The sequence below is a fragment of the Butyrivibrio sp. AE2015 genome (assembly GCF_000420825.1).
In the GTDB taxonomy this organism is placed as follows: Bacteria; Bacillota; Clostridia; order Lachnospirales; family Lachnospiraceae; genus Butyrivibrio.
In genome coordinates, this window is sequence record NZ_ATVR01000004.1 from 1 (window position 1) to 25,641 (window position 25,641).

General features: G+C 41.3%; 21 protein-coding genes. 17 read left to right on the forward strand and 4 right to left on the reverse strand.

Annotated elements, in window-relative coordinates:
- Positions 1 to 288: IS3 family transposase (locus tag G585_RS16950; protein ID WP_034481091.1), on the forward strand; the 288-nt coding region annotated here is incomplete at its 5' end.
- Between the two features lie 737 nt (positions 289 to 1,025).
- Here the strand turns inward: G585_RS16950 and G585_RS0103050 are convergent.
- Genes G585_RS0103050 through G585_RS0103065 form a run of 4 tightly spaced genes read right to left on the reverse strand, consistent with a single transcriptional unit; the run spans position 1,026 to position 4,954 of the window.
- Positions 1,026 to 1,829 carry an ABC transporter ATP-binding protein gene (locus tag G585_RS0103050; protein WP_022772894.1) on the reverse strand — a complete coding sequence of 268 codons (804 nt, stop codon included), beginning with the start codon at positions 1,827 to 1,829 and terminating at the stop codon, positions 1,026 to 1,028.
- On the reverse strand, positions 1,829 to 2,863 hold the full coding sequence (locus G585_RS0103055; protein ID WP_026663741.1) for a FecCD family ABC transporter permease: 1,035 nt from the start codon (positions 2,861 to 2,863) through the stop codon (positions 1,829 to 1,831). Before G585_RS0103055 ends, G585_RS0103050 begins: the two co-directional genes overlap by 1 nt.
- Positions 2,860 to 3,876: a FecCD family ABC transporter permease gene (locus G585_RS0103060; RefSeq protein ID WP_022772896.1), complete on the reverse strand. Its 1,017-nt coding sequence runs from the start codon at positions 3,874 to 3,876 to the stop codon at positions 2,860 to 2,862. The genes G585_RS0103055 and G585_RS0103060 overlap by 4 nt, the downstream gene beginning before the upstream one ends.
- Positions 3,851 to 4,954, reverse strand: coding sequence for an ABC transporter substrate-binding protein (locus tag G585_RS0103065; protein ID WP_022772898.1), 1,104 nt, complete (start codon positions 4,952 to 4,954; stop codon positions 3,851 to 3,853). The genes G585_RS0103060 and G585_RS0103065 overlap by 26 nt, the downstream gene beginning before the upstream one ends.
- A 453-nt stretch (positions 4,955 to 5,407) precedes the next feature.
- Between G585_RS0103065 and G585_RS0103070 the strand changes: the two genes are divergently transcribed.
- The 16 genes from G585_RS0103070 (at position 5,408) to G585_RS0103145 (ending at position 25,639) form a co-directional block, all read left to right on the forward strand.
- The gene (locus G585_RS0103070) at positions 5,408 to 6,109 is read left to right on the forward strand and encodes an ABC transporter ATP-binding protein (protein ID WP_022772899.1); all 702 of its coding nucleotides are present in this window, start codon (positions 5,408 to 5,410) and stop codon (positions 6,107 to 6,109) included.
- Between the two features lie 44 nt (positions 6,110 to 6,153).
- Entirely contained in the window at positions 6,154 to 7,794 is a 1,641-nt protein-coding gene (locus tag G585_RS0103075; RefSeq protein ID WP_022772900.1) for an efflux RND transporter periplasmic adaptor subunit, read from the forward strand.
- Positions 7,795 to 7,831: 37 nt separating this feature from the next.
- Positions 7,832 to 9,040, forward strand: coding sequence for an ABC transporter permease (locus tag G585_RS0103080; protein WP_022772902.1), 1,209 nt, complete (start codon positions 7,832 to 7,834; stop codon positions 9,038 to 9,040).
- Between the two features lie 10 nt (positions 9,041 to 9,050).
- On the forward strand, positions 9,051 to 10,262 hold the full coding sequence (locus tag G585_RS0103085; RefSeq protein WP_022772903.1) for an ABC transporter permease: 1,212 nt from the start codon (positions 9,051 to 9,053) through the stop codon (positions 10,260 to 10,262).
- A gap of 85 nt (positions 10,263 to 10,347) precedes the next feature.
- The gene (locus G585_RS0103090; RefSeq protein WP_022772904.1) at positions 10,348 to 13,938 is read left to right on the forward strand and encodes a DUF5717 family protein; all 3,591 of its coding nucleotides are present in this window, start codon (positions 10,348 to 10,350) and stop codon (positions 13,936 to 13,938) included.
- Between the two features lie 6 nt (positions 13,939 to 13,944).
- Positions 13,945 to 15,246: a DUF5716 family protein gene (locus G585_RS0103095; RefSeq protein ID WP_022772906.1), complete on the forward strand. Its 1,302-nt coding sequence runs from the start codon at positions 13,945 to 13,947 to the stop codon at positions 15,244 to 15,246.
- Between the two features lie 12 nt (positions 15,247 to 15,258).
- The gene (locus G585_RS0103100; protein ID WP_022772907.1) at positions 15,259 to 16,101 is read left to right on the forward strand and encodes a hypothetical protein; all 843 of its coding nucleotides are present in this window, start codon (positions 15,259 to 15,261) and stop codon (positions 16,099 to 16,101) included.
- Between the two features lie 16 nt (positions 16,102 to 16,117).
- On the forward strand, positions 16,118 to 17,311 hold the full coding sequence (locus G585_RS0103105; RefSeq protein WP_022772909.1) for a hypothetical protein: 1,194 nt from the start codon (positions 16,118 to 16,120) through the stop codon (positions 17,309 to 17,311).
- A gap of 97 nt (positions 17,312 to 17,408) precedes the next feature.
- Entirely contained in the window at positions 17,409 to 18,854 is a 1,446-nt protein-coding gene (gene purF / locus G585_RS0103110) for an amidophosphoribosyltransferase (protein WP_022772910.1), read from the forward strand.
- A gap of 29 nt (positions 18,855 to 18,883) precedes the next feature.
- Positions 18,884 to 20,317: an adenylosuccinate lyase gene (gene purB, locus G585_RS0103115; RefSeq protein ID WP_022772911.1), complete on the forward strand. Its 1,434-nt coding sequence runs from the start codon at positions 18,884 to 18,886 to the stop codon at positions 20,315 to 20,317.
- An 11-nt stretch (positions 20,318 to 20,328) separates the two neighbouring features.
- Positions 20,329 to 21,192: a methylenetetrahydrofolate reductase [NAD(P)H] gene (gene metF, locus G585_RS0103120; protein ID WP_022772913.1), complete on the forward strand. Its 864-nt coding sequence runs from the start codon at positions 20,329 to 20,331 to the stop codon at positions 21,190 to 21,192.
- Between the two features lie 22 nt (positions 21,193 to 21,214).
- A complete protein-coding gene (locus G585_RS0103125; RefSeq protein WP_022772914.1) occupies positions 21,215 to 22,210 on the forward strand; it encodes an AAA family ATPase in 996 nt (331 codons plus the stop codon).
- Positions 22,211 to 22,226: 16 nt separating this feature from the next.
- Positions 22,227 to 23,126: a DUF58 domain-containing protein gene (locus G585_RS0103130; protein WP_022772915.1), complete on the forward strand. Its 900-nt coding sequence runs from the start codon at positions 22,227 to 22,229 to the stop codon at positions 23,124 to 23,126.
- Positions 23,092 to 23,592, forward strand: coding sequence for a hypothetical protein (locus G585_RS16955; RefSeq protein WP_026663743.1), 501 nt, complete (start codon positions 23,092 to 23,094; stop codon positions 23,590 to 23,592). The genes G585_RS0103130 and G585_RS16955 overlap by 35 nt, the downstream gene beginning before the upstream one ends.
- The gene (locus tag G585_RS0103140) at positions 23,583 to 24,680 is read left to right on the forward strand and encodes a VWA domain-containing protein (RefSeq protein ID WP_022772918.1); all 1,098 of its coding nucleotides are present in this window, start codon (positions 23,583 to 23,585) and stop codon (positions 24,678 to 24,680) included. Before G585_RS16955 ends, G585_RS0103140 begins: the two co-directional genes overlap by 10 nt.
- The gene (locus G585_RS0103145; RefSeq protein WP_022772919.1) at positions 24,677 to 25,639 is read left to right on the forward strand and encodes a vWA domain-containing protein; all 963 of its coding nucleotides are present in this window, start codon (positions 24,677 to 24,679) and stop codon (positions 25,637 to 25,639) included. Before G585_RS0103140 ends, G585_RS0103145 begins: the two co-directional genes overlap by 4 nt.
- Positions 25,640 to 25,641 lie beyond the last annotated feature (2 nt).

Here is a 25,641-nt window from a genome sequence, read left to right on the forward strand (position 1 = left end):
GTTCCATTTAGGAAAATAGTCAATGATTATGGTTTACGTCAATCAATGTCTCGCCGGGGTAACTGTTGGGATAACGCACCACAGGAAAGTTTTTTTGGACATATGAAACAGGAGCTTGGCATAAAATCACGTAAATGGAATTCTGTAAATGACATAAGAAACGCCATAGATGATTGGATTGACTACTACAACAATGACCGATATAAACTTAGTCTTAATAAACTATCACCAAATGAATACTACAGATACATAAAAACCGGAGAATATCCAAAGAAGATGCTGGTCTAAAAAATGGGTGTAAATTTCAAATACTGTCCTTGACATGGGTAGTAGTTTACTATGATGAGGGGTGGCTGCAAGCTCGATATCATGCTATATGCCCAAAGCCGGGTGGACGAGCTATCTAAACATGACCTAGGCTTATGAAATCTGTTGATTAGGTCATGGATTCTGTAATCGCGGGGCGATATCATGACAAAAAATATGACCTAGACTTATGAAATCCACTGATTAGGTCATGGATTCTGTAATAGCAGAGCGATTCCATGATAAAAAACATGACCTAGACTTATGAAATCCGTTGATTAGGTCATGAATTCTGTAATCGCAGGGCGTAGCATAATAAATTGTCACAGTGAAATGAGCATATAGCCCTGCACACTCTTGAAAGTAGCCGCCCCTACTGTTCTCGGAATTGGATCCTGAGGCATAAAAACCAGCCACACCGTAGGTGCTTGCCATTGACGGGTTCTGAGGAAAACGCTACAATACTGAATCCGACGGTGAGATAAGATCTACTGTTCCCATCATCCTCACCGTCGGCGAGGTATAGACGGCGTTTTCCTCAGGTTCAGTCAATGGTGGCGTACTCAGCCGCAATCTAAGCTTTTCTTATAATAATAGAATCGTCCCTCTGTCCACATTTACTTACGCATATACAAAAAGAGAGTATCCTGATGTATGCTTATCGTATTCAACAGAATACTCTCCCTAATCTCTTCAATTTAAATAACTTGGAGATACCCTTAACTTGCCTTGCTTCTTGGGATCACATAAGGATCACCGGTTTCAGGGTCAAGTATGATGGAACTGTCCATTCCGTATATTTCCTGCATGAGTTCAGGGGTTATGATATCTTTTGGGTTACCGCTTGCTACAAGCTTTCCCTTTTTCATAGCAAATATGTGATCAGCATATCTGATTGAGAGATTAATGTCGTGCAGTATTGCAACGATTGTAACTTTCTTTATCTCATTTAGCTTGGCAAGACAGTCAAGAATTTCTACCTGATATGCAATGTCAAGATATGTGGTAGGTTCGTCAAGCAGCAGTATATCTGTGTCCTGGGCAAGGGCAAGCGCAATCCATACACGCTGTCTTTGTCCACCTGAAAGAGAATCTACCTGTTTATCTGCAAGTTCTGTTATTCCCATTGCACACATTGCTGAGGAGATGGCTTCATAGTCAGCCTTGGTGAGCTGGCCAAAAAGATTCTGATAGGGAAATCTTCCTCTGGCAACAAGGTCAGCTACAGTTATTCCTGCAGGAACGATAGGTGACTGTGGTAGAAGACCAACTTTTTTAGCAAGCTGCTTTGTGGGGAGTTCGCAGATTGGATTTCCATCAAGAAGGATATTTCCCTTTGAAGGAGACAGAAGCCTTGCAAAACTCTTAAGCAGCGTGGATTTGCCGCATCCGTTGGGACCGATCAAAACGCTGAACTTTCCTGCGGGAATGCTCAAATTCATATCTTCTATAATTAGTTTATTGTCATAGCCTGCATATATCCCATTTGCAGTGAAAGTGTGACTTTGTGCGATCTTACTCATCAGATCTTTTCTCCTTTTTTATTGATATTAAGTAAAAGCAGTAGCAGGTATGGGGCTCCCAAAAGTCCTGTTACAACTCCCACAGGGTAGCTGGTTTCAAAAAGATTTTTGCCTATAAGCTCGGAAGCGTAAACAAGTATTACTCCAACAAATCCGGAAGTCAGCATTGCAATAGATCCATTCCTTGTTAGTTTTGTTGCTATAGGGCCTGATAAAAAAGCTACAGAAGCAATAGGACCTGTTGCGGCGGTTGCTACAGAGGATAAGAGCAAAGCGCAGATAAGGCAACATATCCTGATAATATTTATCGATGCACCAAGAGTAGTAGCATATTCGTCTCCAAGCTGCATGATCCTGAGTTCTTTGTTGCAGAATAGGAGAGCTCCACCTGCAAGAACAGTCATTATTGTTATAGCCGGAACATCAGACATCTGAACGGGATTGAGACTTCCACGCAGCCATCGAAGCGCTGTTCCTACATCGTATTCAGAACCAACAAGAAGCATCCAGGAAATAAGGGCATTCAAAACTGCTTGAAAACCGATTCCTATGAGGATCATTCTGCTGCTGAAGGCATTTCCTTTACCGGATAGTAAAAGAATAAGTCCGGTAACCAAAAGCCCTGCAACTACTGAGAATACCGAAGCAACGGCTCCACTGATACCAAGTATCAGAATGCAGAAGACTGCAGCGGCAGAGGAACCTGCGGTGACTCCGATAATGTCAGGAGACGCGAGAGGATTCCTTAAAAGGTTTTGAAAAGTGTAACCTGCAAGTCCAAAAGAAAAACCGGCAAGACCTCCAACAATAAGCTTTGGAAGCCTTAGACTTTTTATTGTGTAGGCAGCCCCTTTTGTCTCATTGCTTAGAAGTGCATTTATAACTTCGCTCAGTGAATAATTTGTATTTCCTATTGTCATCATGAGGACTGCGAGAATAGCAATGATAACAATGAAGAATAGAACACATGCGATATTTCTTTTTCGCTGCTTTGAATATATATTTTTTAAATCTGTTTCTAGTTTGGTCGTCATATATTTTTGGCCTTTGTCATCCATACAATTGCTACAAATACCGGTGCACCAAGGATGGCTGTGATGATTCCAACCTCAAGTTCTCCCGGACTTCCAAGAATCCTTCCTAAAACATCCGAAATTGTCAAAAGAGCTGCTCCACCTATTGCAGATAGCGGAACGATGATTCTCATGTCATTGTCAAAAAGCTGCCTTATAACATGGGGTAGCATGAGCCCCACAAATCCAATGGGCCCTGCAAGGGCGGTTACAGATGCACAGAGAAGAACTCCTGCAAATGCGGATACTATCCTTATCTGTCCGACTTTTACCCCCAGTGAGATAGCCATTTCATCGCCAAGTGACAATGCATTAAGTGGTGATGAACAAAATAAAGAGAGGATAAGTCCTGCCAAAAAGAAAGGAAGGAGCAGTTTTACATTTTCCCAGCTTCCACCACTGATGCTTCCAACCTGCCAGAAGCGAAATTCCTTCATGACCTGTGAGTCAGGGAGCATGATAGTATTAACAATGGCTCCAAGGGCAGTTGACACGGCTGTTCCAGCAAGGGCCAGCTTTAAAGAAGTTGCTCCGCCATAGCCTACGCTTGCAATTCCGTAGACAAAAAATGCAGTGGCCATAGCCCCTACGAAAGATAGCCCTATAAGCCCAATTCCGGAAGAAATATTAAGGTATGCAATGCCTATGACTACCATGAGAGAAGCGCCTGTGTTTACACCAAGAATGCTTGGGTCTGCTATTGGGTTCCTTGTGATAGACTGCATCATTGCACCGGAAACGCCAAGGCAGCCCCCGGCTATGAGGCCGAAGACTGTCCTTGGAACTCTGGCAGCAATTACAGCTGCAATGAACTTATCTGTTTCTTTTCCGGCAAAATAGCTGACTATATCAGCAATGGGTACGTTCTTACTGCCATATACTATTGAAAGAATGGCACCGGCAATTGTCAGAATGATCAGTATTATTGTTCCTATGATTAGTTTTGTATTACTGTATCTTTTTTGCTGCTTCATTTAACACTTCCAGATAGTCATCAATTGCATAAGGGATAGAAAGAACTGTTGGTGTGCTTGCTGCTGCAAGGGCGTCATTTGAGTCAAGTAAAACAAATGCGCCGTTGTTTACAGCAGGAATATTTGAAAATCTTCCATCGTTTTGCATAGCTGTAACTAAGGATTCTGTTCCATATGTGATGATGATATCAACGTCGCTAAGAACATCAGCATTTTCAGCACTTACTGTTATTGAAAAAGCATTTGGATCATCAATAAGTCCAGTTACGCTCTCTGGAGTTACAAATCCAAGATCTCCAAGAAATGCTGCTCTTGGATCATTGTTTGTATAAATATAGAAGGTTCCAAGGTCATCTTCTGAGAGCCAGAAAAATGCAACTCTTTTTCCATTGAGGTCAGGATACTGTGAAAGCTTGTCGGAAATAAGCTGTTCAACATCAGCAACAAGGGCTCTTCCTTCAGCTTCAAGGCCAAGGGCTGTAGCATCATTTATGGTCTCTTCCTGCCAAGTAGTTGTCCATGCGATTGTAGGATATGCAACAACAGGAGCAATTTCGCTGAGTCTGTCATATTCTTCCTGACTAAGTCCTGAGTAAGCTGCAAGGATTACATCAGGCTGGCAGTCTGAGATAGCTTCGTAGTCCCATCCGTCTGTATCATCAAATACATTAGGAGTAGCACCGAGATCTTCAAATGCTTTTGCTGTCCATGCAAGAAGGCTGTTTTCATCCCTTGGTCCGAAATTTGCTTCTGAAATTCCAACAGGTACAATTCCAAGAGCGAGAGGAACATCAGGATTTCCCCATGCAATTGCTACAACGTTTTCAGGCTTTTCCTCGATAACGGTCTCACCAAGTCCATGAGTGATCGTGAGTGGGAAAGTTGCATCGCTATTAGAAGCGCTGTCTTCAGAAACTGAAGAAGATCCTTCTGTTGATTCTGATCCGGAAACAGTTGCTGCTTCTGAACTGTCAGTTGCTACAGTATCTACTGTGGCAGTTTCGGATGTTGTTCCACAAGCCACAACGCTAAGGCCAAGGAGGCCTGCGAATAAAGCTGAAATAAGTTTGTTCTTCATAATTTTACTCCTCTAGTGTTATTATAATTAGCTGCTGCTAACGTAACGTTAGCAAGTGCTAACAATAATCTCATAGAAATCACGAGTTGTCAACAATTAAATCTAATAAAATCGATTAACCGGGATAAAAAATATTTGAGGAGTACGGCTCGCCAAGAATTTATTCAGGAAAAGATTGTAGGAAAAATGGATAGAGCAGAAAAGTACTGGAAAAAGATTTACAATAGCAACAAATAAAGTGTAAAACAGGCCTGATTAAGTGTAATCAGGCTTTTTTTTTAATTGTGTGGTATATTTCGAAAAGTGTTTCGACTTTATGTTTACTTTATTAAATTTTTATAATTTAAATTGTTAAAGCTTGATTTTAATTGGCAATTAGCGCATGATAAAGAGTGACGTGGGATTTAATTGTGCAAAAGAGGCGTAAGAAAGATTCTTACGTTGAGGGATGTTATGAAAAAACTAGTAGAGATCAAGGATGTATGTAAAATATATAATCCTGGTGAAAATGAGGTAAGGGCGCTTAATCATGTTAACCTTACTATCGGAGAGGGCGAATTTGTCGCCATAATAGGTCAATCCGGTTCCGGAAAATCTACCCTTATGAATATGCTTGGGTGTTTGGATACGCCAACCAGTGGGAAATATTATCTGCATGGTCAGGACGTTTCTCATATGACAGATGATGAGCAGTCTGACGTGCGTAACAGGGAAATTGGTTTCATATTTCAAGGGTTTAACCTGATACCATCTCTTACAGCTTTGGAAAATGTGGAGCTTCCACTTATCTACCGCGGAGTTGGTAAAAAAGAAAGAGACAGGCTTGCCAATGCTGCTTTAAACAGCGTCGGCCTTGAAAAAAGAAAGACTCATAAACCCAATGAAATGTCAGGTGGTCAGCAGCAGAGAGTTGCTATAGCCAGAGCTATTGCGCAGGCACCTCCGATTCTTTTGGCAGATGAGCCAACAGGTAACCTGGATACAGCTTCAACCAAAGAGATAATCAGTATTATCAAGAGGCTATATAAAGAAGGAAGAACTGTAATAATAATCACTCATGACCCGGGAATAGCAGAACAGGCAAAGAGAATAATCACAATCTCAGATGGTCAGATAAAGAGTGATGTGATCAATAAGAATTATAAGGATGATTGATCTGCTTTAATAAAAACCGATATTGAAAAGTATGGAGGAGAAAAATGTCAGAGAACAAGAAAGACAAAAATCTTGAAGAAAATAAAGAAGTTGTGACAAATGAAGCTGTTAAGGAAGATGCAGCTGAAACTGCAGTTATAAAGGAAACAACAGGAAGTACTGCAGCAGAGGTTTATGATGATTATGAGGAGGCAACACCTCCTGAAGAAGTTACAGGTAAAAAGAAATTCAAATTAAAGAAAAGATATATAGTTGGCGGCGTGGCAGCTGTTTTGATACTTGGCGCCATAGGAAGACAGTTCCTTGTTGGACAGAATCAGGTGACAATGGTTGAGACTTCACCTGTTGTACTTGGAAACATAGAAAATGTTATTTCTATTTCAGGAACTGTTCAGAGTGCTGAGACAAAGACTTACTTTTCAGAAGTAGCTGCACCAATTGAAACTCTTGATATCAAGGTTGGTGATAAGGTGTCAAGCGGCGATCTTTTGTATACATATGATACAGAGGCACTTGACCTTGCCGAGAAAACAGCGCAGCTTGCAATCACTCAGGCAAAGGGCAGTTATAGTGCGCTTTATTCAGCTGTTGGGGCTGCAGACAGAAAATATGCTGAGGGCATGACTGCTCAGCAGATCAACGACAGACTTGATGCTATCACTGCAGAAATTGATTCTCTTAATAACAAGATTACCGAGAAGACAAACAGGATCAATCAGACTCTCAAAGATATTCAGAATACTCAGTACGACATAAACCAGAACAGTATTGATGATAAATATGAGGGATACTTTGACGCCGGAAATAATACTTATATTACAAGAAATGAATCCGGAGATAAGAAGGATGGTGCGTATAAAGAGCCATCTGAGAGCGATAGACAGATGATCCTTGCTCTTGAGCAGACATACAATGATGTTTCATATGCTCTTAAGACTGATGCCGAGATCAAGTCATGGAATGACCAGATCACAGCCCTTAAAGAGGAACAAAGTCACCTTTCATCTGCTAAAGCGGCACAGGTAAATGGAGGATCTGCAGCACAGGCGAAGGCTTCATATGAGTCAACTCAGCTTACTCAGCAGGACACAATTGATAAGCTTGAAGCAGCAAAAGATGGCGTGAAGGCTGACTTTAATGGCGTAGTTACAGAGGTTGCTGTAGTAGAAGGCGCCACAGTTACTGCAGGAGCCAAGATGATCACAATGGCAAATCTTGAAGATGTTCAGGTTGCTCTTTCTGTTTCAAAGAGTGATCTTCCTAAGATTGCACTTGGCCAGAAGGTTGATATTACTATTAACGGAAAGTCATATAACGGCGAAGTTACCAAGATTTCAGGTAATGCTACAAAGAATAGCAATGGCGTAGCAGTAGTAGAGACAATCATAAAGGTTACCAATCCGGACAATGACATAATCCTTGGTGTTGAAGCAACAAATAAGATCCATGCTGAAAAGGCCGACAACACTATCGTTCTTCCATATGAATATATTCAGACAGATGCAGAAGGCGACTATGTATATGTTGTTGAAAATGGCGTAGTAACAAGAAAGAATGTAACAGTTGGTATTTCAACCAGCACAGAGGCACAGGTAATTGAAGGATTATCTGAGGGGGATGAAGTTATCTCATCAGATGTATCAATTCTCACAGAAGGCATGGCAGTAGCTGTTAATAATATGTAATAAGAATGTTTTAACAGAGATGTTTGGATAAAAGATAATGGGACAGTTTGGTGAATATTTTAAAAGTGCGATCAAGCAGATAATAGGCAACGGCTATCGCACTCTTATGACGATGCTTGGAATTGTCATAGGTATAGCAGCAGTAATTGCTGTTGTTGCTCTGGGAAATGGCATGACTGAGTTTGTACAAAGTCAGCTTAACGGAATAACGGGCAACTACGGAATAATCAGTATAAATACAAAGAAAACCTCTGATTTTTTTACCACAGAAGATATGAAAATTGTTGAGGATGAGCTTCCTGATATAAAGGGTGTATCTCCTGAGTTTTCCGGATATGGAAAGGTGAAGGCGAAAAAAGGTACTTTTGAAGCAAATGTAAGTGCCGGAACAGAAGCTTTTGAATATGCTCTTGGAAATGGAATTGTAAAGGGGTCTTATTTTACAAGGCAGCAGGTTGAAGGCGGACAAAGAGTGTGTGTCATGCTCATAGATGATGCTATAAAACTCTTTGGAACAGATGAGTGTATTGGCAATGAAATAGAGATAACCTTGTGGGGGAAGACTGCAACCTATACTGTTGTAGGGCTTCGTGATCACATGAATGAAATGTATACTTTTCTCATGGAGGGGCAGGACTACTACGCTCAGATAGAAGCTCCATATACAGCATTTTGCGCGGATTTTGATTATGAGGCAGATAAGCTTTATAGTCTGGTTCTTTTTGCTGATCAGGGGATACTAAATGACAGAGTTACAGAGGCCAAAAATATCCTTATGAACACTCATGGCCTTAGGGGAACTAATGCCATATCAGGATATAGTATGGCTGATTTTTCAAAACAGCTTGATCAGATTCTTGGCTATGCATCTTCGTTTCTTTTACTGGTTTCAGTTATTTCCCTGGTAGTTGGTGGAATTGGCGTAATGAACATTATGCTTGTTTCTGTAACGGAGAGAACAAGAGAAATAGGCATAAGAAAATCTATTGGTGCCAAGACTGCAGCTATCATGTCGCAGTTTCTGTTTGAGGCGTCTATCCTTACTTTCCTGGGAGGAATAGTTGGGATTATTTTGGGAATAATTCTTGCGCATATAATATGCACTGCTATAGGATTTAACGTTATCATTACACCTTCATCAGTACTTGGAGCAGCGTTTTTCTCTATTTTAGTGGGACTGTTTTTTGGACTGTACCCGGCAAGAAAAGCTGCCAAAATGAAGCCAATCGATGCGCTGAGATTATAAGGAATATGAAATGGGAACTTTTGGAGAATATATAAAAAGTGCGCTTTCAAGCATAAGGAATAATAAAGGAAGATCTTTTCTTACAATGCTTGGAATCATAATAGGAATTGCAGCTGTTTTGACCGTTCTGATCATCGGAGATGGTATGAAGGCTACGGTAAACAGTGAGATGGATTCTATTGGAGCTACCACAATAACTGTATCTTTGGATAACACAAAGACTGACAAGCTTTTTACAAAAGATGATTTAGACAGGATAGAAGCAGGACTTGATAATATTTATGGTGTATCTCCCAGCATCAGTATATGGGGAGAAACAATGGTACGTGGCGAGAGCTTTGACATGAATTTAAGCGGCGGAAGCCAGGCAATGGAATATGGTGCCGGTGTAAAAATGGTTCATGGCCGTTACTTCAATGCCGCAGATGTGGAAGATGGTAAAAAAGTCTGTGTACTTAGCCAGTCTGCTGCGAAAAAGCTTTTTGGATATGAAGAAGCAATAGGAGAGACTGTTACTATCACTGCTTATGATCTTACCGGAGAGTTTTTGGTAATAGGAATAAGAGAAGATACATCAATGGACATAGCTTATGCAAGTTTCGGTGATGAGCCTGTGTATATGGGGGATGTTCCCTATACTGCAGCTGCTGGTGTATACAGTCTGAATCTGGATACTCTGGAGAGCTTTACAATTTATCTTGACAGTGAGTACAAAAATGCTGTTTTGTCTCAGGCAAGGTCGGTTGTTGAAAATGTCATGGGACTTAGAGGCGAAGGTGCTGTAAAGGTGTCTTCCGGTTATGGATTTGATCAGACTACAGATACTATTCTTACGATCATCACCTCTGTTGTTGCCATAATTGCTGCCATATCTCTTTTGGTTGGAGGTATCGGCGTTATGAATATCATGACTGTTTCTGTTACAGAAAGGACAAGAGAGATCGGTATCAGAAAGTCTCTCGGAGCCCGCACATCATCAATACTTACACAGTTTTTGGCGGAGGCATCCATACTTACATTTACGGGTGGTATCATAGGCATTATCCTGGGACTTTCCCTGGCGTACCTTATCTGCACGGTGATAGGATTTGCGTTCTCTGTAAATCCGCTGTTGGTGCTGCTTGTAGTAGCTATTTCTACAGCTATAGGTCTTTTCTTTGGAATATATCCTGCAAAGCGCGCTGCTGCGCTTGATCCAATTGAAGCCCTTAGAACGGAGTAAAGTTAGTTTCACTGTCACTCCATGAGTACTAAAAACAGCCTTTGTGTGATATACTAGGTAGTAAGAATGTTTTTGGGGTGAGCTTGTGAGAGAGATAGTGGAGAGACTCCTTAAGGGGCAGTTTGAATATGATGATAAGAGCCTGGATTTTTCTGTGCCCAGAGTTGAGATCGCTTTGGGCCCGGATGAAGAAGTCGAAGGCTCTTTTACTATATTCGGACCTGAGAACAGGTTTGTCACCGGCAGGATCTCCTCTACAGATCTTAGGATGGAGGTCATAACTCCTGAATTTTCAGGTTCACCATATGAAGTTTCTTACAGGTATGATGCAAGAGGTCTTTCCAAGGGCGATGTTCACCAGGGGGATTTCAGGATCATATCCAATCAGGGAGAGTATGTTCTTCCGTTTGTAGTCACTGTAAAGCATGATCATATAGCATCAAGTCTTGGTGATATCAAAAATCTTTTCCATTTTGCAAATTTAGCCAAAACAGATTGGAAGGAGGCAGTTGACCTCTTTTATTCCAAGGATTTTATAAGCGTTTTTCAGGGGAATGACAGCCAGTACGAGAGTCTTTACAGAGGCCTTTCTGTGGGTGGGGTCAATGAGCAGAACGTAGAAGAGTTTCTCATAAGCATCAATAAAAAACAGCCTGTCGAATATATTATCGATCAGGAAGAGATACATATCGATTTTACAGGCACACTTCATGACTATGGAATCCTCATAACAAGAAATGGTTGGGGATATACTGATCTTCATGCAGATGTGGATGGGGATTTTATAAGCCTTGATAAAACAGATTTAAATGATGAGAGTTTTAGCGGAAGTTCATGCCATATAAAAATAAGGCTAAGGACTGAGATGCTCCATGAGGGCAATAATTTTGGCAGGATTACTTTCAGAAATGCCTTTTTTAAGACGGAACTTCCTGTAACTGTGGCAGTTGAACTTACCGGCAGGCACCCTACAGCGGACTACCAGGAAAAGAAACAGCTAAAGGTTGACCTTGTAAAGGCCTATGAGAATTACAGATGTAAAAAGATTACAGCCAGAGCCTGGGTTTCAGATACCGGCAAGATAATTGCCAAGATGAATGCGATCGATGATAAGGACCTGGAGTTCAGACTCTATACGGCCCATTACTATATTACGGCAGGAAGAGTTAATGAGGGCAAGTGGATCCTTGACAGAACGGAAAAAGAGGCCCTTGATTCGCCCGGAGATACACTATATAGCTACTTTCTCTATCTCTCTACTCTGTGTAGTAAGGAAGAGAGCTATCTGAATGATGTGGCTGAGAGACTTGAGGGGATCTTCAGGCGCAATCCAGACAACTGGCGTATTGCCTGGCTTATTCAGTATGTGGCTGATGAGTATGCGTCATCAAGCCCCAGAAAGTGGATGAGTATCGAAGAACAGTTTGCACTTGGATGCAGGAGTCCGATACTTTACCTCGAAGCAATGGGGCTGCTTAATGAGACGCCTTCAATCCTCACAAGACTTGAGGATTTTGAACTATATGTTCTTGAGTATGGCGCTAAAAAACAGATCATAAGCCTTAATCTGATAGACCAGATAGTATATCTTTCAACTCGCGTTCGCGGCTATAGCGACAGGCTCTACAGGATTTTGAAGGCCTGCTACGAGGTAAAAGAAAATGATCTTGTCCTTGAAGCTATCGTATCTCTTTTGATAAAGGGAGGTAAGACTTCAAAGACAGCTTTTGAGTGGTATGTTCTTGGTGTTGACAGACAGCTTCGCATAACAAGGCTCTATGAGTATTACATGATGTCCATCTATGTAACTGATGAGGGAACTCTTCCGTGTGAGATCAGCAAGATGGTGCTCATGTACTTCTCTTACCAGAGCGACCTTGAATATGATAAAAACGCTATTCTTTACAGATATATCCATGAGAGAAGGCAGGACTACCCTGAGCTCTACGAAACTTACCTGCCACAGATCGAGAAGTTTCTTATGGCTCAGCTTGACAGGGGCAGGGTCAATAAGGACCTTGGATATCTTTACAAGAATCTGCTCACAAAGCAGATGGTTGATGCAGCCAATGCACCAAAAGTTTTGTATGTCATCAACACTGCTGAGATAAAGACCGCAGATAAAAGAGTCAACAGCGTCTGCGTTATTTACGACAAGTGTGCAAAGGAAATGCGTTATCAGGTAACTGATGGCAGGGCTTATGTTCCTTTGTATGGCAATGATTACACAGTTCTTTTGACAGACAGGGATGATAACAGGTACGCGACTACAATTCCCTATACCAATATCAGAATGATGATACCCGGGAAGCTGACAGACTACGCGATTCCTTATATTCAGAAGGGAAAAGAGAACCTGGATCTGTTTTTGTGTGATCTTGGCAAGAATGCTTACACCATCGATATGGACAATGTGAGCAGATACAGAGATCTTGCTGATTCAGAGTATGTCAGAAAAAAGGTAAAGAATGAGATAAGAAATAATCTTATCAGGTTCTACTATGACAATGATTTTACAAGGCAGCTTACTGAGTATCTTGTGAATATCGATCCGCTTGATATAAGCACCACGGAGCGCGATGAGCTATTGGAGCTTATGGTAATGGCAGGACTTTACGATAAGGCCATGGAGTGGATAAAGACCTATGGAACCTATTCACTTGATCCTAAGGTTATCCTTCGCATGTGCTCAAGGATGCTTGACAGGGATATATATGACAATGGACCACAGGAAGTTGAGATAGCTTATTATGCCTTTTCCAAGGCAAAATATGATGAGCAGCTGTTAAAGTATCTGGTGGCAAACTTTAACGGTACCATCAAAGAGATGAGGGATGTGTTCAGGGCAGCGCAGTCTTTTGGCCTTGATACCTATCCACTTGCTGAGCGAATGCTTCTGCAGATGCTCTATAGCGGTTCCTTTGTAGGTGAAAAAATCGAGATCTTTAAATCCTATGTAAAGAGCGGAGCCAGCACTGATATTGAGGTTGCCTTCCTTTCACAGTGTGCATATGACAGTTTTGTTCGTGGAAAAGTCACCGACGGATTTGTCTATCAGAGGATAGAGAGTCTTGCTCTAATGGGAGTTCCACTTCTTGATGTGTGCAAGCTGGCATATCTTAGGTATTACGCCAACGAGAAAAAGACTGGCGAAGAATATAATCAGGATGTGGCTATAGCATTCCTCAGAGAACTTGTGGATAAAAATACATATTTCCCGTTCTTTACAGAGTATGAAGAGCTTCTTCCTGAAATGGTGCAGTTTACCGATAAGACCATGCTTGAATACAGGACATTGCCGCAGAAGCACTGCTATGTCCATTACAGACTTGCAGGGGATGAGGACAATGAGTACAAGAGCATGGAAATGCACGAGATGTATGAAGGAATATTCGTTGCTTCTTTTGTTCTTTTCTTTGGAGAACAGCTCCAGTACTACATCACAGAAGACTCAGAAAATGGAGAGGATGTTCTCACAGAGAGTGGAACCATTCAGAAGAGCGATATTATCAAGACTCATACAGGCAGCAGGTTCAGCTATATCAACGATATCATGATCGGAGAGACTCTCCAGGATTATGACACTGTGGATAAGCTTCTTTTGGAGCTTGGTAAAAAGAGATTTGTTTGTGACAGGCTGTTTACGGCCTTTTTAGATAATGGCGAAGAAGGATGATAGGATATGCTTTTTGGTAGTTCGGATGAAAAGCGCTTTGTGCTGGGATATGATTTGGGCGAGAAGGTTTCGCAGATAAGCTATCTGGCTTCTGACGCGGATATGCCTGAGACTCTCTCAGTACTGGCCGGAGCAGAACTGTATAATATTCCTACCGTGCTGTGCAAAAGAAATGATGTAAATCAGTGGTTTTATGGAAAAGAGGCAGTGCGCCATATTCAAGAGGGGGATGCAACTGCTGCTCCTGATCTTTTGGCATCGGCAAGGGCTGGTAAACCTGTTATGGTGGCAGGGGCTGAGTATGACCCCATAGCTCTTTTGACCCTGTTTGTCAAAAGGAGTTTGTCTCTTTTATCTATGGAGCTTTCACTTGATAATGTGGATGCCATAATGATAACAACAAGTAGCCTTGACCACAGAATGGTGCAGGTTCTAAATGCTGTTACCTCAGCTCTTGAGCTTAAGACAAAGAACATTTTTTATCAGAGTCACCAGGAGAGCTTTTATAATTACATGCTGTACCAGCCGGATGAACTGATGCATCATGTGATCCTTGCCTGCGACTACGACATGGAAAAACTTCGTGTCTATGAAATGACTCTAAACCACAATACAACGCCTATTGTGGCAACTATTGAAGACAGCTCTTTTGACAATTTAAGGATTGATCCGGCTGGATTTCCCAAGGAAGCTGCTTTGTACCACAAGACCTGCGAGAGGCTTGATGATGAGTTCCTTACGATAATGCAGAAGGTCTGCGGTGAAAAAATCATATCTACTGTGTTCCTGCTAGGGGACGGCTTCAGGGACAAATGGGCAAAAAGGTCTTTGGAGTTTTTGTGCAGGACAAGAAGGGTTTTCCAGGGCAATAATCTCTTTAGCAAGGGAGCCAGTATTGCAGCAAGAGAAAGGATAAAACCTTCGGAGCATTCCAAAAAATATGTATTCCTTGGAGAGGATAAATTAAAATCCAATCTCGGAATGAAGCTGATGAAATGCGGAACAGAAGTGTATTGTGCACTTCTTGATGCGGGAACCAACTGGTATGAAGCAGAGGTTTCTATCGAGATAATCATGGATCCAAGTGGAATACTTAATGTTGAAGTTACTCCGCTCACAGGAAAGATGCCCAAAATGGTGCAGCTTTATCTTGACGGTCTTGAAAAACGACCTGAAGGAACAACGAGACTTAGAATTTCCATGAAGATGAACTCTGTAAATGAGGTTGGCGTCAAGGTTCAGGATTTGGGCTTTGGAGAGCTGTTCCCATCTTCGGGAAAGACCTGGGAGCAGATAATTGAACTGTAATGAGGCTATGTTATGAGTAAACCAATTCTTTGTATCGGAACATATGCGAAGACTCCCTTTCATATAGAAAAGGTGGGCAAAAATGTCTACTGCATTGAGGAACTTTGCTACATACTTGTAAATAATGCTTTCCTTTTGGATGAGGACAGCTTTGGAAATGACCTTTTTGACTGGATCGAGAAGGAGTGTTCTCTTGAGAGGCTATCGGATGAGCTTCGGAGCATGTACATGAAGAAGTGCTCGATTGCTTCTCTTGCAGGAACCATTCTTGACTATGTTGGCTATAACAGCAAAAAGGAAGTTGACAGGACTGAAGAGATACTCAGAGCCAATGCAGGAATGGATGTCTACAGGAAAAAGATGGCCCGTGCGGATTATCTTTTGAAAAATAACCGCTATAGCATGGCATTCAAGGAATATGAATTTCTTTTAAATAATACGGACGAACTTGATAAGAAGACGAAAGCAAAGATAGAACACAATGAAGGCGTTATGTATGCTAGACTCTTCCTCTTTGAAAGAGCAGCGGATATGTTTCTAAAAGCCTACAGGGATGGTGGCGATGAGGCTTCGCTTATTCAGTATCTTGGTGCTGTGAGAATGAATCTTTCCGACAAGGAATATGTTTCATTTGTGGCGGATAATGAAGATATGTATGAGGCTTCAATGGTTCTTGAGAAAAGAGTAAATGAGCTTGAAGAACTGTTTGGAAGCAGCAAGTCCAATCTTGCGGTGGGAACTCTTTCTGTCTACAAGGCAGAGGGCAAGATGGGCGAGTATTATGATGTAGTGGGGAAGATCACAGATGAGCTGAAAACCGAGTACAGAGATCTCGTCAAAAGTAAAGTAGGATAAGCTGGGGGACTTACGTATGGGACTTTTGGATGACATTTTTGGAAGAAATAAACCAGATGACAGGGTGATGCAGGAAGAACTTCAGGACTGGAATGATATTGTCTATACCAGAAAAGACCTGGATATGGACGACCCGGTTCAGAGAAGAGAGTATATAGGGAGCTGTCTTCAGCAGATGGAAGAAGCATCCAGGCAGCTTGATGCCCTTGAAGTAGAATATGCAGATGTTACCAGCCATTTGAGGGATATGGAGGAAATTGATTCACTTCCGCCTGAACAGAGGGCTGAAGTCACTGATTGTGCCCAGAGAATAATCGAATCCCAGGAGCAGCAGGAAAAATTTGTAAAGCGCAAGAGCAAAATGAGCGATGAAGACTTTGAACATATGGAAAGGCTTCAGGCTCAGGCACAGATCGGAGCAGAGAAGCTCCTTGAAGCAGAAAGCTTTCAAAAGAAGATAAAGAATGATCTAAAGAGGCTTGATTCAGAGCATCAGGCATATCTTTTCAGAGAAGAGGAACTTGAGAAAACTATCGAGAGTTCCAAGACCCTTACTATAGTAATAGGAGTAACTCTCTGTCTTATAATTATTTTTTTACTGATATTACAGTTTGGACTTAAGCTTAATGTTACCTATGGCTTTATGATAAGCATTCTTTTATCTGCCATAGTGATAACTGTGCTGTATGTTCAGAGTACCGGAGCGGTGGTTGAATTAAAGGGCGTAAAAAAGTCTATTTCAAGGCTTATAATGCTTCAGAATTCAGTAAAGATAAGGTATGTAAACAATACCAATCTTATAGATTATCTCTGTATGAAGTACAGAGTTATGAATTCTTCAGAGCTCAGCGGCATGTACGATAAGTACCTTAAGGAGAAAAAAGAGCGCGAGAAATACGAGGACTCAAGAAGAAGCCTTGATGCCAACCAAAAGGATCTTATTTATATCCTCAGGCACTACCGGGTAAAAGATCCTGATATATGGGTTCATCAGGTGGAGGCTCTTATAAGCCACAATGAGGAGGTTGAAATAAGGCACAGCCTCAATGTACAAAGACAGTCACTTAGAAAGCGAATGGAATACAACAGAAATATCGTAGCAGGTAATGCCAAAAGAGAAATTGAAGACACTGCAAAGCTTTATCCGCAGTATGCTCAGGAAATACTTGATATGGTTTCAAGATACGAAGAAATGTACCCAAATGTGTAAACATTTGGGTATTTTTTTCATTGTCAGCAAAAAAGATAGATGGTATTATTTTGGTGTTTGAGCATTCATTACGTATTTAGTATTTGAGGAGAACCAAATGGTGGGAGAAAACAGATTGGAGAATTACAAACACCTCGGCGAAGAGTGCGGTGTCTTTGGCATGTACGATTTCGACGGTGGTGATGTAGCAGAATCTATCTACTATGGGCTCGTTTCGCTCCAGCACAGAGGACAGGAAAGCTGTGGTATTGCTGTGAGTCAGACAAATGGCCCCAAAGGCAAGGTTTCCAGCTATAAAGACATGGGACTTGTCAACGAAGCGTTTACGCCGGATATTTTAGATGGGCTAAAGGGTGATATTGGTGTAGGTCACGTCCGCTATTCTACAGCAGGAAGCAGCACCAGAGAAAATGCTCAGCCCTTAGTTCTTAATTATGTAAAAGGTACCCTGGCACTAGCCCATAATGGTAACCTAGTCAATGCACCGGAGCTGCGTCAAGAGCTCGCTTATACAGGTGCGATTTTCCAAACAACTATTGATTCAGAAGTAATTGCATATCATATTGCACGAGAGAGGCTTGTTTCAAACTCGGTAGAAGAGGCAGTGGGAAAGGCTATGCTCAAGATAAAAGGCGCATACAGTCTTGTTATCATGTCTCCGAGAAAGCTTATCGGCGCAAGAGATCCTTATGGATTTAAACCTCTTGTAATAGGAAGAAGAGATAACTGTTATGTACTGGCTTCTGAGACCTGTGCCCTTGACACAATAGGAGCTACATTTATCAGAGATGTTGAGCCGGGTGAGATAGTTACTATTTCTCCTGAAAAGGGAATTGTTTCTGACAAATCAATGTGCATCGAGAAGGAAAAACATGCCAGATGCATATTTGAATACATTTATTTCTCAAGACCTGACAGTTCAATAGATGGAATCAGCGTCTATGATGCCAGGATTGCAGCCGGAAGATTTTTGGCCAAGGATTCACCTGTTGACGCAGACATGGTTGTAGGCGTTCCTGAATCAGGTAACGTTGCGGCCCTTGGATATGCCATGGAATCAGGAATTCCATACGGACAGGCCTTCGTCAAAAACTCTTATATCGGAAGAACATTCATCAAACCAAAGCAGAAGAACAGAGAGTCCAGCGTTCAGGTTAAGCTCAATGCGCTGACAAGCGGAGTTAAGGGTAAGAGGATCATCATGATAGATGATTCAATCGTCAGAGGAACAACATCTGACAGGATTGTGAGAATGCTTCGCGATGCAGGAGCAAAAGAGGTACACATGAGAGTAAGCTCACCACCATTCTTGTGGCCGTGCTATTTTGGAACAGACGTACCTGCAAGAGATCAGCTTATAGCTTACAACAGGAATGTTGAGGATATCTGTAAGATAATCGGAGCAGATTCACTAGCTTACCTTAAGATTGAGAGATTAGAGGAGATGGTCGGCGGGAAGCTTGGCATCTGTAAGGGATGCTTTACAGGCAAATATCCAATAGAACCACCAAAAAATGATATTCGCGGAGACTACGAGCGATAAAAATACCAGGATTGATCAGGAGGAATAAAATGAATACAGACAGATACACAAGCCCATTATCAGAGCGTTATGCAAGTAAGGAAATGCAGTATATCTTTTCACAGGATATGAAGTTTAAGACATGGAGAAAACTGTGGATCGCTCTTGCGGAGATAGAGAAAGACCTGGGACTTAATATTACTCAGGAGCAGATAGATGAACTTAAAGAGCACCAGGATGACATCAACTATGATGTTGCAAGAGCAAGAGAAAAAGAAGTTCGTCATGATGTTATGAGCCATGTATATGCTTATGGTCAGCAGTGCCCAAAGGCTAAAGGAATCATTCACCTTGGCGCAACAAGCTGCTATGTTGGTGACAACACAGATGTTATTGTCATGACTGAGGCTTTAAAGCTCGTGCGCAAGAAGCTTGTAAATGTTATCTATGAGCTTTCTAAGTTTGCTGACAAGTACAAGGATCTTCCAACACTTGGATTTACTCATTTTCAGCCTGCACAGCCAACAACTGTAGGAAAAAGAGCTTCTCTCTGGCTTCAGGATTTTACAATTGATCTTGAGGATCTTGACTATGTCATTGATAATATGAAGCTTTTGGGGTCAAAAGGAACAACAGGTACACAGGCTTCTTTCCTTGAGCTCTTTGACGGAGACCTCACAAAGGTTGATAAGCTTGATCCTATGCTTGCTGAAAAGATGGGATTTAAGGGCTGCATGTCTGTTTCAGGTCAGACCTATAGCAGAAAGATAGACATGAAGGTTATAAATGTTCTTGCAGGTATTGCATCATCTGCAACAAAGATGGCACAGGACATCAGACTCCTTCAGCATTTAAAAGAAGTTGAGGAACCATTTGAAAAGAGCCAGATCGGTTCATCAGCTATGGCCTATAAGAGAAATCCTATGAGAAGTGAAAGGATATGTTCTCTCTCAAGATATGTTATAATAGATACTCTTAATCCTGCTATTACTGAAGTGTCACAGTGGTTTGAAAGAACACTTGACGATTCAGCAAATAAGAGACTTTCAATTCCTGAAGGATTCCTTGCAACAGACGGTATCCTTGACCTTTGCCTCAATGTAGTGGATGGTCTTGTAGTTTACCCTAAGGTTATTGAGAAGCATCTTTTGGCAGAGCTTCCATTCATGGCTACAGAGAATATCATGATGGATGCTGTTAAGGCAGGCGGAGACAGACAGGAACTCCATGAAAAGATCCGTGAGCTTTCTATGGAAGCCGGAAAGACAGTTAAGGTTGAGGGTAAGGAAAACAACCTCCTTGAGCTTATAGCTGCTGATCCTGCATTCCATCTTTCACTTGATGATCTCAAGGCATCAATGGATCCTAAGAAATATGTTGGATGCAGTGCACATCAGGTAGAGAAGTTCCTTGCAGAGGTAGTTAACCCTATCATCGAGGAAAACAAAGATCTTCTTGGAGTTACAGCTGAAATTAATGTATAAAGGGCGAAAATATGAAGATTACAGAAATTTTTAAAGAAAAGGAAGTGACCCTTTCATTCGAGGTATTTCCACCAAAGACAGATAATGGATATCCCGCTGTCGAGAAGGCTGCAGCTGAAATTGCAGCCCTCGGCCCGGATTTTATGAGCGTAACTTACGGAGCCGGCGGCGGAACAAGTAAAAACACAGCAAGTATTGCGGCAGATCTTCAGGATAAATATCATGTGCCGGTACTTGCTCATCTGACTTGCGTTTCATCGGACAAGGACCATGTGAGGTCAATGATCAATACTTATAAGGAAAAAGGTATTGAGAATATCATGGCGCTTCGAGGTGACATACCTAAAGAGGGAAGAACTCATTTTGATTACAACCATGCGACAGAGCTTATCTATGACATTAAGTCTATAGATCCGGATATCTGTATTGGAGGAGCGTGCTATCCTGAGGGACATGTGGAGTGCGCAAGACAGTCAGAGGATATTCAGCACCTGAAAGAAAAGGTTGAGGCCGGATGTGACTTTTTGACTACTCAGATGTTTTTTGACAACTCCACTCTTTATCAGTTTTTATATCGCATAAAGGATAAGGGCATTGATGTTCCTGTAATTCCTGGTATCATGCCTATCACTAATGAAAAACAGGTAGCCAGAAGTGTGGCTCTGTCAGGATCAACTATTCCACAGAAGATGAAGATCATGGTGGACAGATTTCAGGATAATCCTGAAAAGCTTAAAGAGGCGGGAATTATCTATGCATGTGATCAGATAATTGATCTTATTTCAAACGGCGTTAGCCATATTCATGTTTATTCCATGAATAAGCCGGACATTGCAGCAGGCATAATGCGCAATCTAGGGGCTATCATAAAGTAATATTGTTAGGGGAAAATAAAAAATGAACATTCAGAACAACATAAACCAAGAGGACTTTGACTATTCACAGGATGTAATAAAAAAGCTTTCTGACTATTTTGATTCAAAAGTTGTAGGTCAAAAGGGGCTTAAATTCTCACTTATCGCATCAATCATTGCGGACGGACATATTCTTGTAGAGTCAGTGCCTGGTCTTGCAAAGACTACAGCAGCAAAAGCTATTTCAGATGCTGTAGATGGCAAATTTGCAAGAATCCAGTGTACACCGGATCTTTTACCGGGTGATATTGTAGGTACTCAGATCTATAATCAGGCTACACAGAAGTTTGAAACAATCCTAGGACCTGTATTTGCTAACTTCGTTCTTCTTGATGAGGTAAACAGATCAAGTGCCAAGACACAGTCAGCCATGCTTGAAGCCATGCAGGAGAAGCAGGTCACTATCGGTGGCAAGGCTTATCACATGCCTGAGGATATCTTTATTGTAATTGCTACTCAGAACCCAATTGAGCAGGAAGGTACATATCCTCTATCAGAGGCTCAGACAGACAGATTCCTGATAAAAGAGGTGATCACATATCCTACAGCTGCTGAGGAAGTAGAGATACTTAGCAGGATCGAGTCAGGAACTATCTCAAGAGTTGATCCACCTGTTCTTACGATCAAAGATGTTGATAAGGTTCAGGATATTGTGGATAAGGTTTATGTAGACGATGCCATTAAGTGGTATATATCAAGTATTGTTGTTGCCAGCAGAAGAGCAAATCAGATCCCTGATTTTGAACTTGGTAAATATGTAAGAATCGGTGTCAGCCCTCGTGCTTCCATCGCTTTCCTTAAGATGTCCAAGGCAGCAGCACTTATGCAGGGAAGAACCTATGTTACTCCTGAAGATGTCAAGCTTGTTCGTCATCAGGTATTAAGACACAGAATTGGTCTTAACTATTCAGCAGTTGCGGACAATATTTCTGTTGAGATGGTAATTGACGGAATCGTTAATTCCGTAAAAACTCCATGATAGAGAGCTGACAAAAATGAACATAGATTATGAGTATTTATCAAGAATAAGAAGGGCGGTAGCTCTTTATACCACAAAGAAGACCTCCAATATTCTTGAGGGAGATTTCCACTCTATCCATAAAGGAAGAAGCATGGATTTTGAGGACCTTAAGGAGTACACTCCGGGCGATGAAGTCCATGATATAGACTGGAAGTCATCTTCTAGAATGGGGACAATCCTTGTGCGAAGATATATGACCGACAGAAGGCACAATATGATGTTTGTGTGCGACAGTGGTCTTAAAATGAAGGGCGATACTCCTTGTGGGGATTCAAAAAAGGAGATTGCCCTTATGACATTTGGAACTCTTGCATATATCGCCGGAAGAAACGGCTCTGATTTTGCCATGGCTTATTCTAAGGCAGATCAGCCAAGTATTAGTCTCTTTAAGTCGGGTCCTGACCATCTTGAGGGACTTTTGTATGAGTATGAAAAGCATATCTGCGAGGACAACCAAAGGACAATAAGCCAGACTCTGATGGACGTTGTAAGCATGGTCCATAAGAGGATGATCATCGTTCTTATTACAGATATGGAGGGGCTTGCCGGCATAAGCAAGGATACAGTCAGAGCAATAACGAAAGATCATGATCTCCTTGCTTTTGGAATTGAGGATGCGTCTTTATTTGGAGAGAACGTATATGATCTGGAGAGCAGCCGGTATGAGAGATTTTTCTTTTCCCACAGCAGGAAGTTAAAAGAGTTTGATAAAGAGCTGAGGAAAGAGCTGGGAGATCAGGTGCATGATACCTGTAAGCAGAGCCGCGTGGCAGCAGTATCCCTTAAGACCGAAAGTGAGATAATAGACAAGGCAATTGTTCTGTTTGAAAGGTATAGACATGGAAACTACGGTTACATTACAACCACCCTTTGAGTATGAAATATGGGTGCTTGTAGTTTTTAGCATCTTGTTAGTGGCAGGAATAGCAGGAGTCATTTTTGCCATTATTAAAATGAAAAACAAGGATACTGTCCGTGAAGTAACTTCTGAAGAAAAGGCTGTTTACAAGAAAGCCGGACAGATTACCCTTTATAATGCAAAAAGAAAGTATGTTTTGCAGACACAGCGCTTAATTGCTGATTATAAAGCAAAAAGAATCTCAAAGAGAGATGGCTATCAGAAGCTGAGCCTGATAATCAGGGGATTTGTGTTTGAGACAACTACGATAGATGTCACAAAATACACATTAAGAGATTTGAAAGAATTAAAGCTTTCTAAGCTGGATACTCTTATTGAGGAATATTATGTGCCTGAATTTGGTGAGGATGAGAGATCAAAGAATATGAATCTTGAAGCTTCATGCAACAGGGCAATGGGAGTGATCAAAACATGGAACTGATGTATGGAAAGGTGGTTGTCTTTGGCTTAATAGCCGTTGCACTTTTTGTAGCCGGGCTTTTCTATATAAAGAGGAAAACGAGTTTTATATATGCCACGGGGATCAAGGCAGCCAACACCAAAAGATTAAAGCAGTCAAAGATATATAAGAGACTTGAACAAAGGTATCTTGTGCTCAGATGCATTCTTATAGCGGGGATAATTGGAAGTATTGTTTCATCTTTGGTTCTTATAGCAAGACCTTACAAAAAAGATGATATATATAGTGGGGTAAAGAAAAGAGATATTATTCTTTGTTTGGACGTATCCTATTCTCTTTATGATCTTAACTATGAGATAACAGATTATCTTAAGGAAGTGGTTAAGGGACTTGAAGGAGACAGGATAGGAATAAACATCTTTAACACATCTACAGTCACATATGTCCCTTTAACTGATGATTATGAATATGTTCTTCAAAAGCTCGATGAGCTTAGTGAGTACTTTGCGCTTCAGAAGGAATATCAGGATAAGTACGGAGAGTACATGTATATTCCTGACGAGTTGTATGAGGAGTATAAAGAACTGGCTTTTAAGCTTGATTATTATGATGCGGGAACTCTTTACAATAATCAGAGCAAGGGTTCATCCCTTGTGGGTGAAGGCCTTGGAACAGCTCTGTATTCATTCCCTTATCTTGGAGAGTCTGACAGGACCAGAGTTATCATCATGTGCACGGACAATGAGTTAAATGCCAGAAAGCAGCAGATCATGGATCTTGATGACGCAGCTAAAGCCTGCGCTCAGAATAAGGTTACTGTGTTTGGAATATTCCCAAGTGAAGAAGCTTTCTATGCTCCTGATGAATATAATTATAATTCCTGTAAGGAAGAGTTCAAAGCAGCTGTTGAATCAACCGGCGGCAAGTTCTATGTCCGCACGCAGGATCAGGCTGTATCAGAGATTGTAAAAGATATACAGAAACAGGAAGCAATGCTGGTTAAGGTTGTTATGTCCAGGCAGTATGTGGATCTTCCTTACATTCCGTTTACTATTTTAATAATATGTCTGGCACTTGGATTGTCAGCAGGATTGGTGTTACAAAGATGAGTATTAGGCCTATATTTCCAGTTGTAGTTATGGTGTTTGTTCTTCTTGTGGTAGCAGCAGTTACAATAACCATAATTTCCAGGAATCCATTAAAACTAAAAGATAAGATATTGACCATTATCAGGCTTGGACTTATATATGCTTTGGTCTTTTGCATAGGGTTAAGGCCTGTAACTACGGATGATGAATATGAATTCTCAACAAAGAATCTCGATGTTCTTTTTGTTGTGGACACTACCATAAGTATGTGGGCTTGCGACTACAACGGGTCAAAAGAAAGAATGGATGGAGTTATTGCCGATGCCGGATTCATAATAGATGAACTTGCAGGCTCTAATTTTGCACTGGTCACCTTTGATGATCAGGCCCATGTACTTGCTCCGTTTACACAGGATTTTCAGTATATAGAGAATCTGTTTGAAACGTTTTCTTCTCCTGACAGCACAATGGCAACAGGAAGCGACCTTTCTCTTCCATATAAGGATATTGAGTCACTTCTTTTGTCATCATCAAGAAAAGAAAATAGAAAGACCATAGTCTTTTACATAAGCGATGGTGAGATAACAAACGGCACAAAACTTTCTTCATATAAAGATCTTGCCCAGTATGTGGATGGCGGTGCTGTCTTTGGATATGGTACAGAAGCCGGCGGCAAAATGAAGGACGGCAGTTGGGGTTATATCTATGATTATGATACTCATCAGGATGCAATATCCAAAATTGATGAGGCTAACCTGAAGCAGGTAGCAGAGGATCTGGGAATAAATTATTACAATGTAAATGATGGTAATGCTGCAATAAAGGGTGAGATAGAACTGATCAAGCAAAGCAGCAAGACTATTGTTGAAAAGGGTATGGGAGCTGAAGCTTTTCAGGATACATATTTTTACTTTGCTATAGCTTTGGCACTTGTTCTTCTTTGGGAGCTTTTTGTAATTATAAGGAAAGGGAGGCTCTGATC

Excerpts from the sequence above, each read along its gene's own strand:
- G585_RS0103050 (WP_022772894.1), bottom strand. The coding sequence starts at position 1,829 with ATGAGTAAGATCGCACAAAGTCACACTTTCACTGCAAATGGGATATAT.
- G585_RS0103055 (WP_026663741.1), bottom strand. The coding sequence starts at position 2,863 with ATGACGACCAAACTAGAAACAGATTTAAAAAATATATATTCAAAGCAG.
- G585_RS0103060 (WP_022772896.1), bottom strand. The coding sequence starts at position 3,876 with ATGAAGCAGCAAAAAAGATACAGTAATACAAAACTAATCATAGGAACA.
- G585_RS0103065 (WP_022772898.1), bottom strand. The coding sequence starts at position 4,954 with ATGAAGAACAAACTTATTTCAGCTTTATTCGCAGGCCTCCTTGGCCTT.
- G585_RS0103070 (WP_022772899.1), top strand. The coding sequence starts at position 5,408 with ATGAAAAAACTAGTAGAGATCAAGGATGTATGTAAAATATATAATCCT.
- G585_RS0103075 (WP_022772900.1), top strand. The coding sequence starts at position 6,154 with ATGTCAGAGAACAAGAAAGACAAAAATCTTGAAGAAAATAAAGAAGTT.
- G585_RS0103080 (WP_022772902.1), top strand. The coding sequence starts at position 7,832 with ATGGGACAGTTTGGTGAATATTTTAAAAGTGCGATCAAGCAGATAATA.
- G585_RS0103085 (WP_022772903.1), top strand. The coding sequence starts at position 9,051 with ATGGGAACTTTTGGAGAATATATAAAAAGTGCGCTTTCAAGCATAAGG.
- G585_RS0103095 (WP_022772906.1), top strand. The coding sequence starts at position 13,945 with ATGCTTTTTGGTAGTTCGGATGAAAAGCGCTTTGTGCTGGGATATGAT.
- G585_RS0103100 (WP_022772907.1), top strand. The coding sequence starts at position 15,259 with ATGAGTAAACCAATTCTTTGTATCGGAACATATGCGAAGACTCCCTTT.
- G585_RS0103105 (WP_022772909.1), top strand. The coding sequence starts at position 16,118 with ATGGGACTTTTGGATGACATTTTTGGAAGAAATAAACCAGATGACAGG.
- purF (WP_022772910.1), top strand. The coding sequence starts at position 17,409 with ATGGTGGGAGAAAACAGATTGGAGAATTACAAACACCTCGGCGAAGAG.
- purB (WP_022772911.1), top strand. The coding sequence starts at position 18,884 with ATGAATACAGACAGATACACAAGCCCATTATCAGAGCGTTATGCAAGT.
- metF (WP_022772913.1), top strand. The coding sequence starts at position 20,329 with ATGAAGATTACAGAAATTTTTAAAGAAAAGGAAGTGACCCTTTCATTC.
- G585_RS0103125 (WP_022772914.1), top strand. The coding sequence starts at position 21,215 with ATGAACATTCAGAACAACATAAACCAAGAGGACTTTGACTATTCACAG.
- G585_RS0103130 (WP_022772915.1), top strand. The coding sequence starts at position 22,227 with ATGAACATAGATTATGAGTATTTATCAAGAATAAGAAGGGCGGTAGCT.
- G585_RS16955 (WP_026663743.1), top strand. The coding sequence starts at position 23,092 with ATGGAAACTACGGTTACATTACAACCACCCTTTGAGTATGAAATATGG.
- G585_RS0103140 (WP_022772918.1), top strand. The coding sequence starts at position 23,583 with ATGGAACTGATGTATGGAAAGGTGGTTGTCTTTGGCTTAATAGCCGTT.
- G585_RS0103145 (WP_022772919.1), top strand. The coding sequence starts at position 24,677 with ATGAGTATTAGGCCTATATTTCCAGTTGTAGTTATGGTGTTTGTTCTT.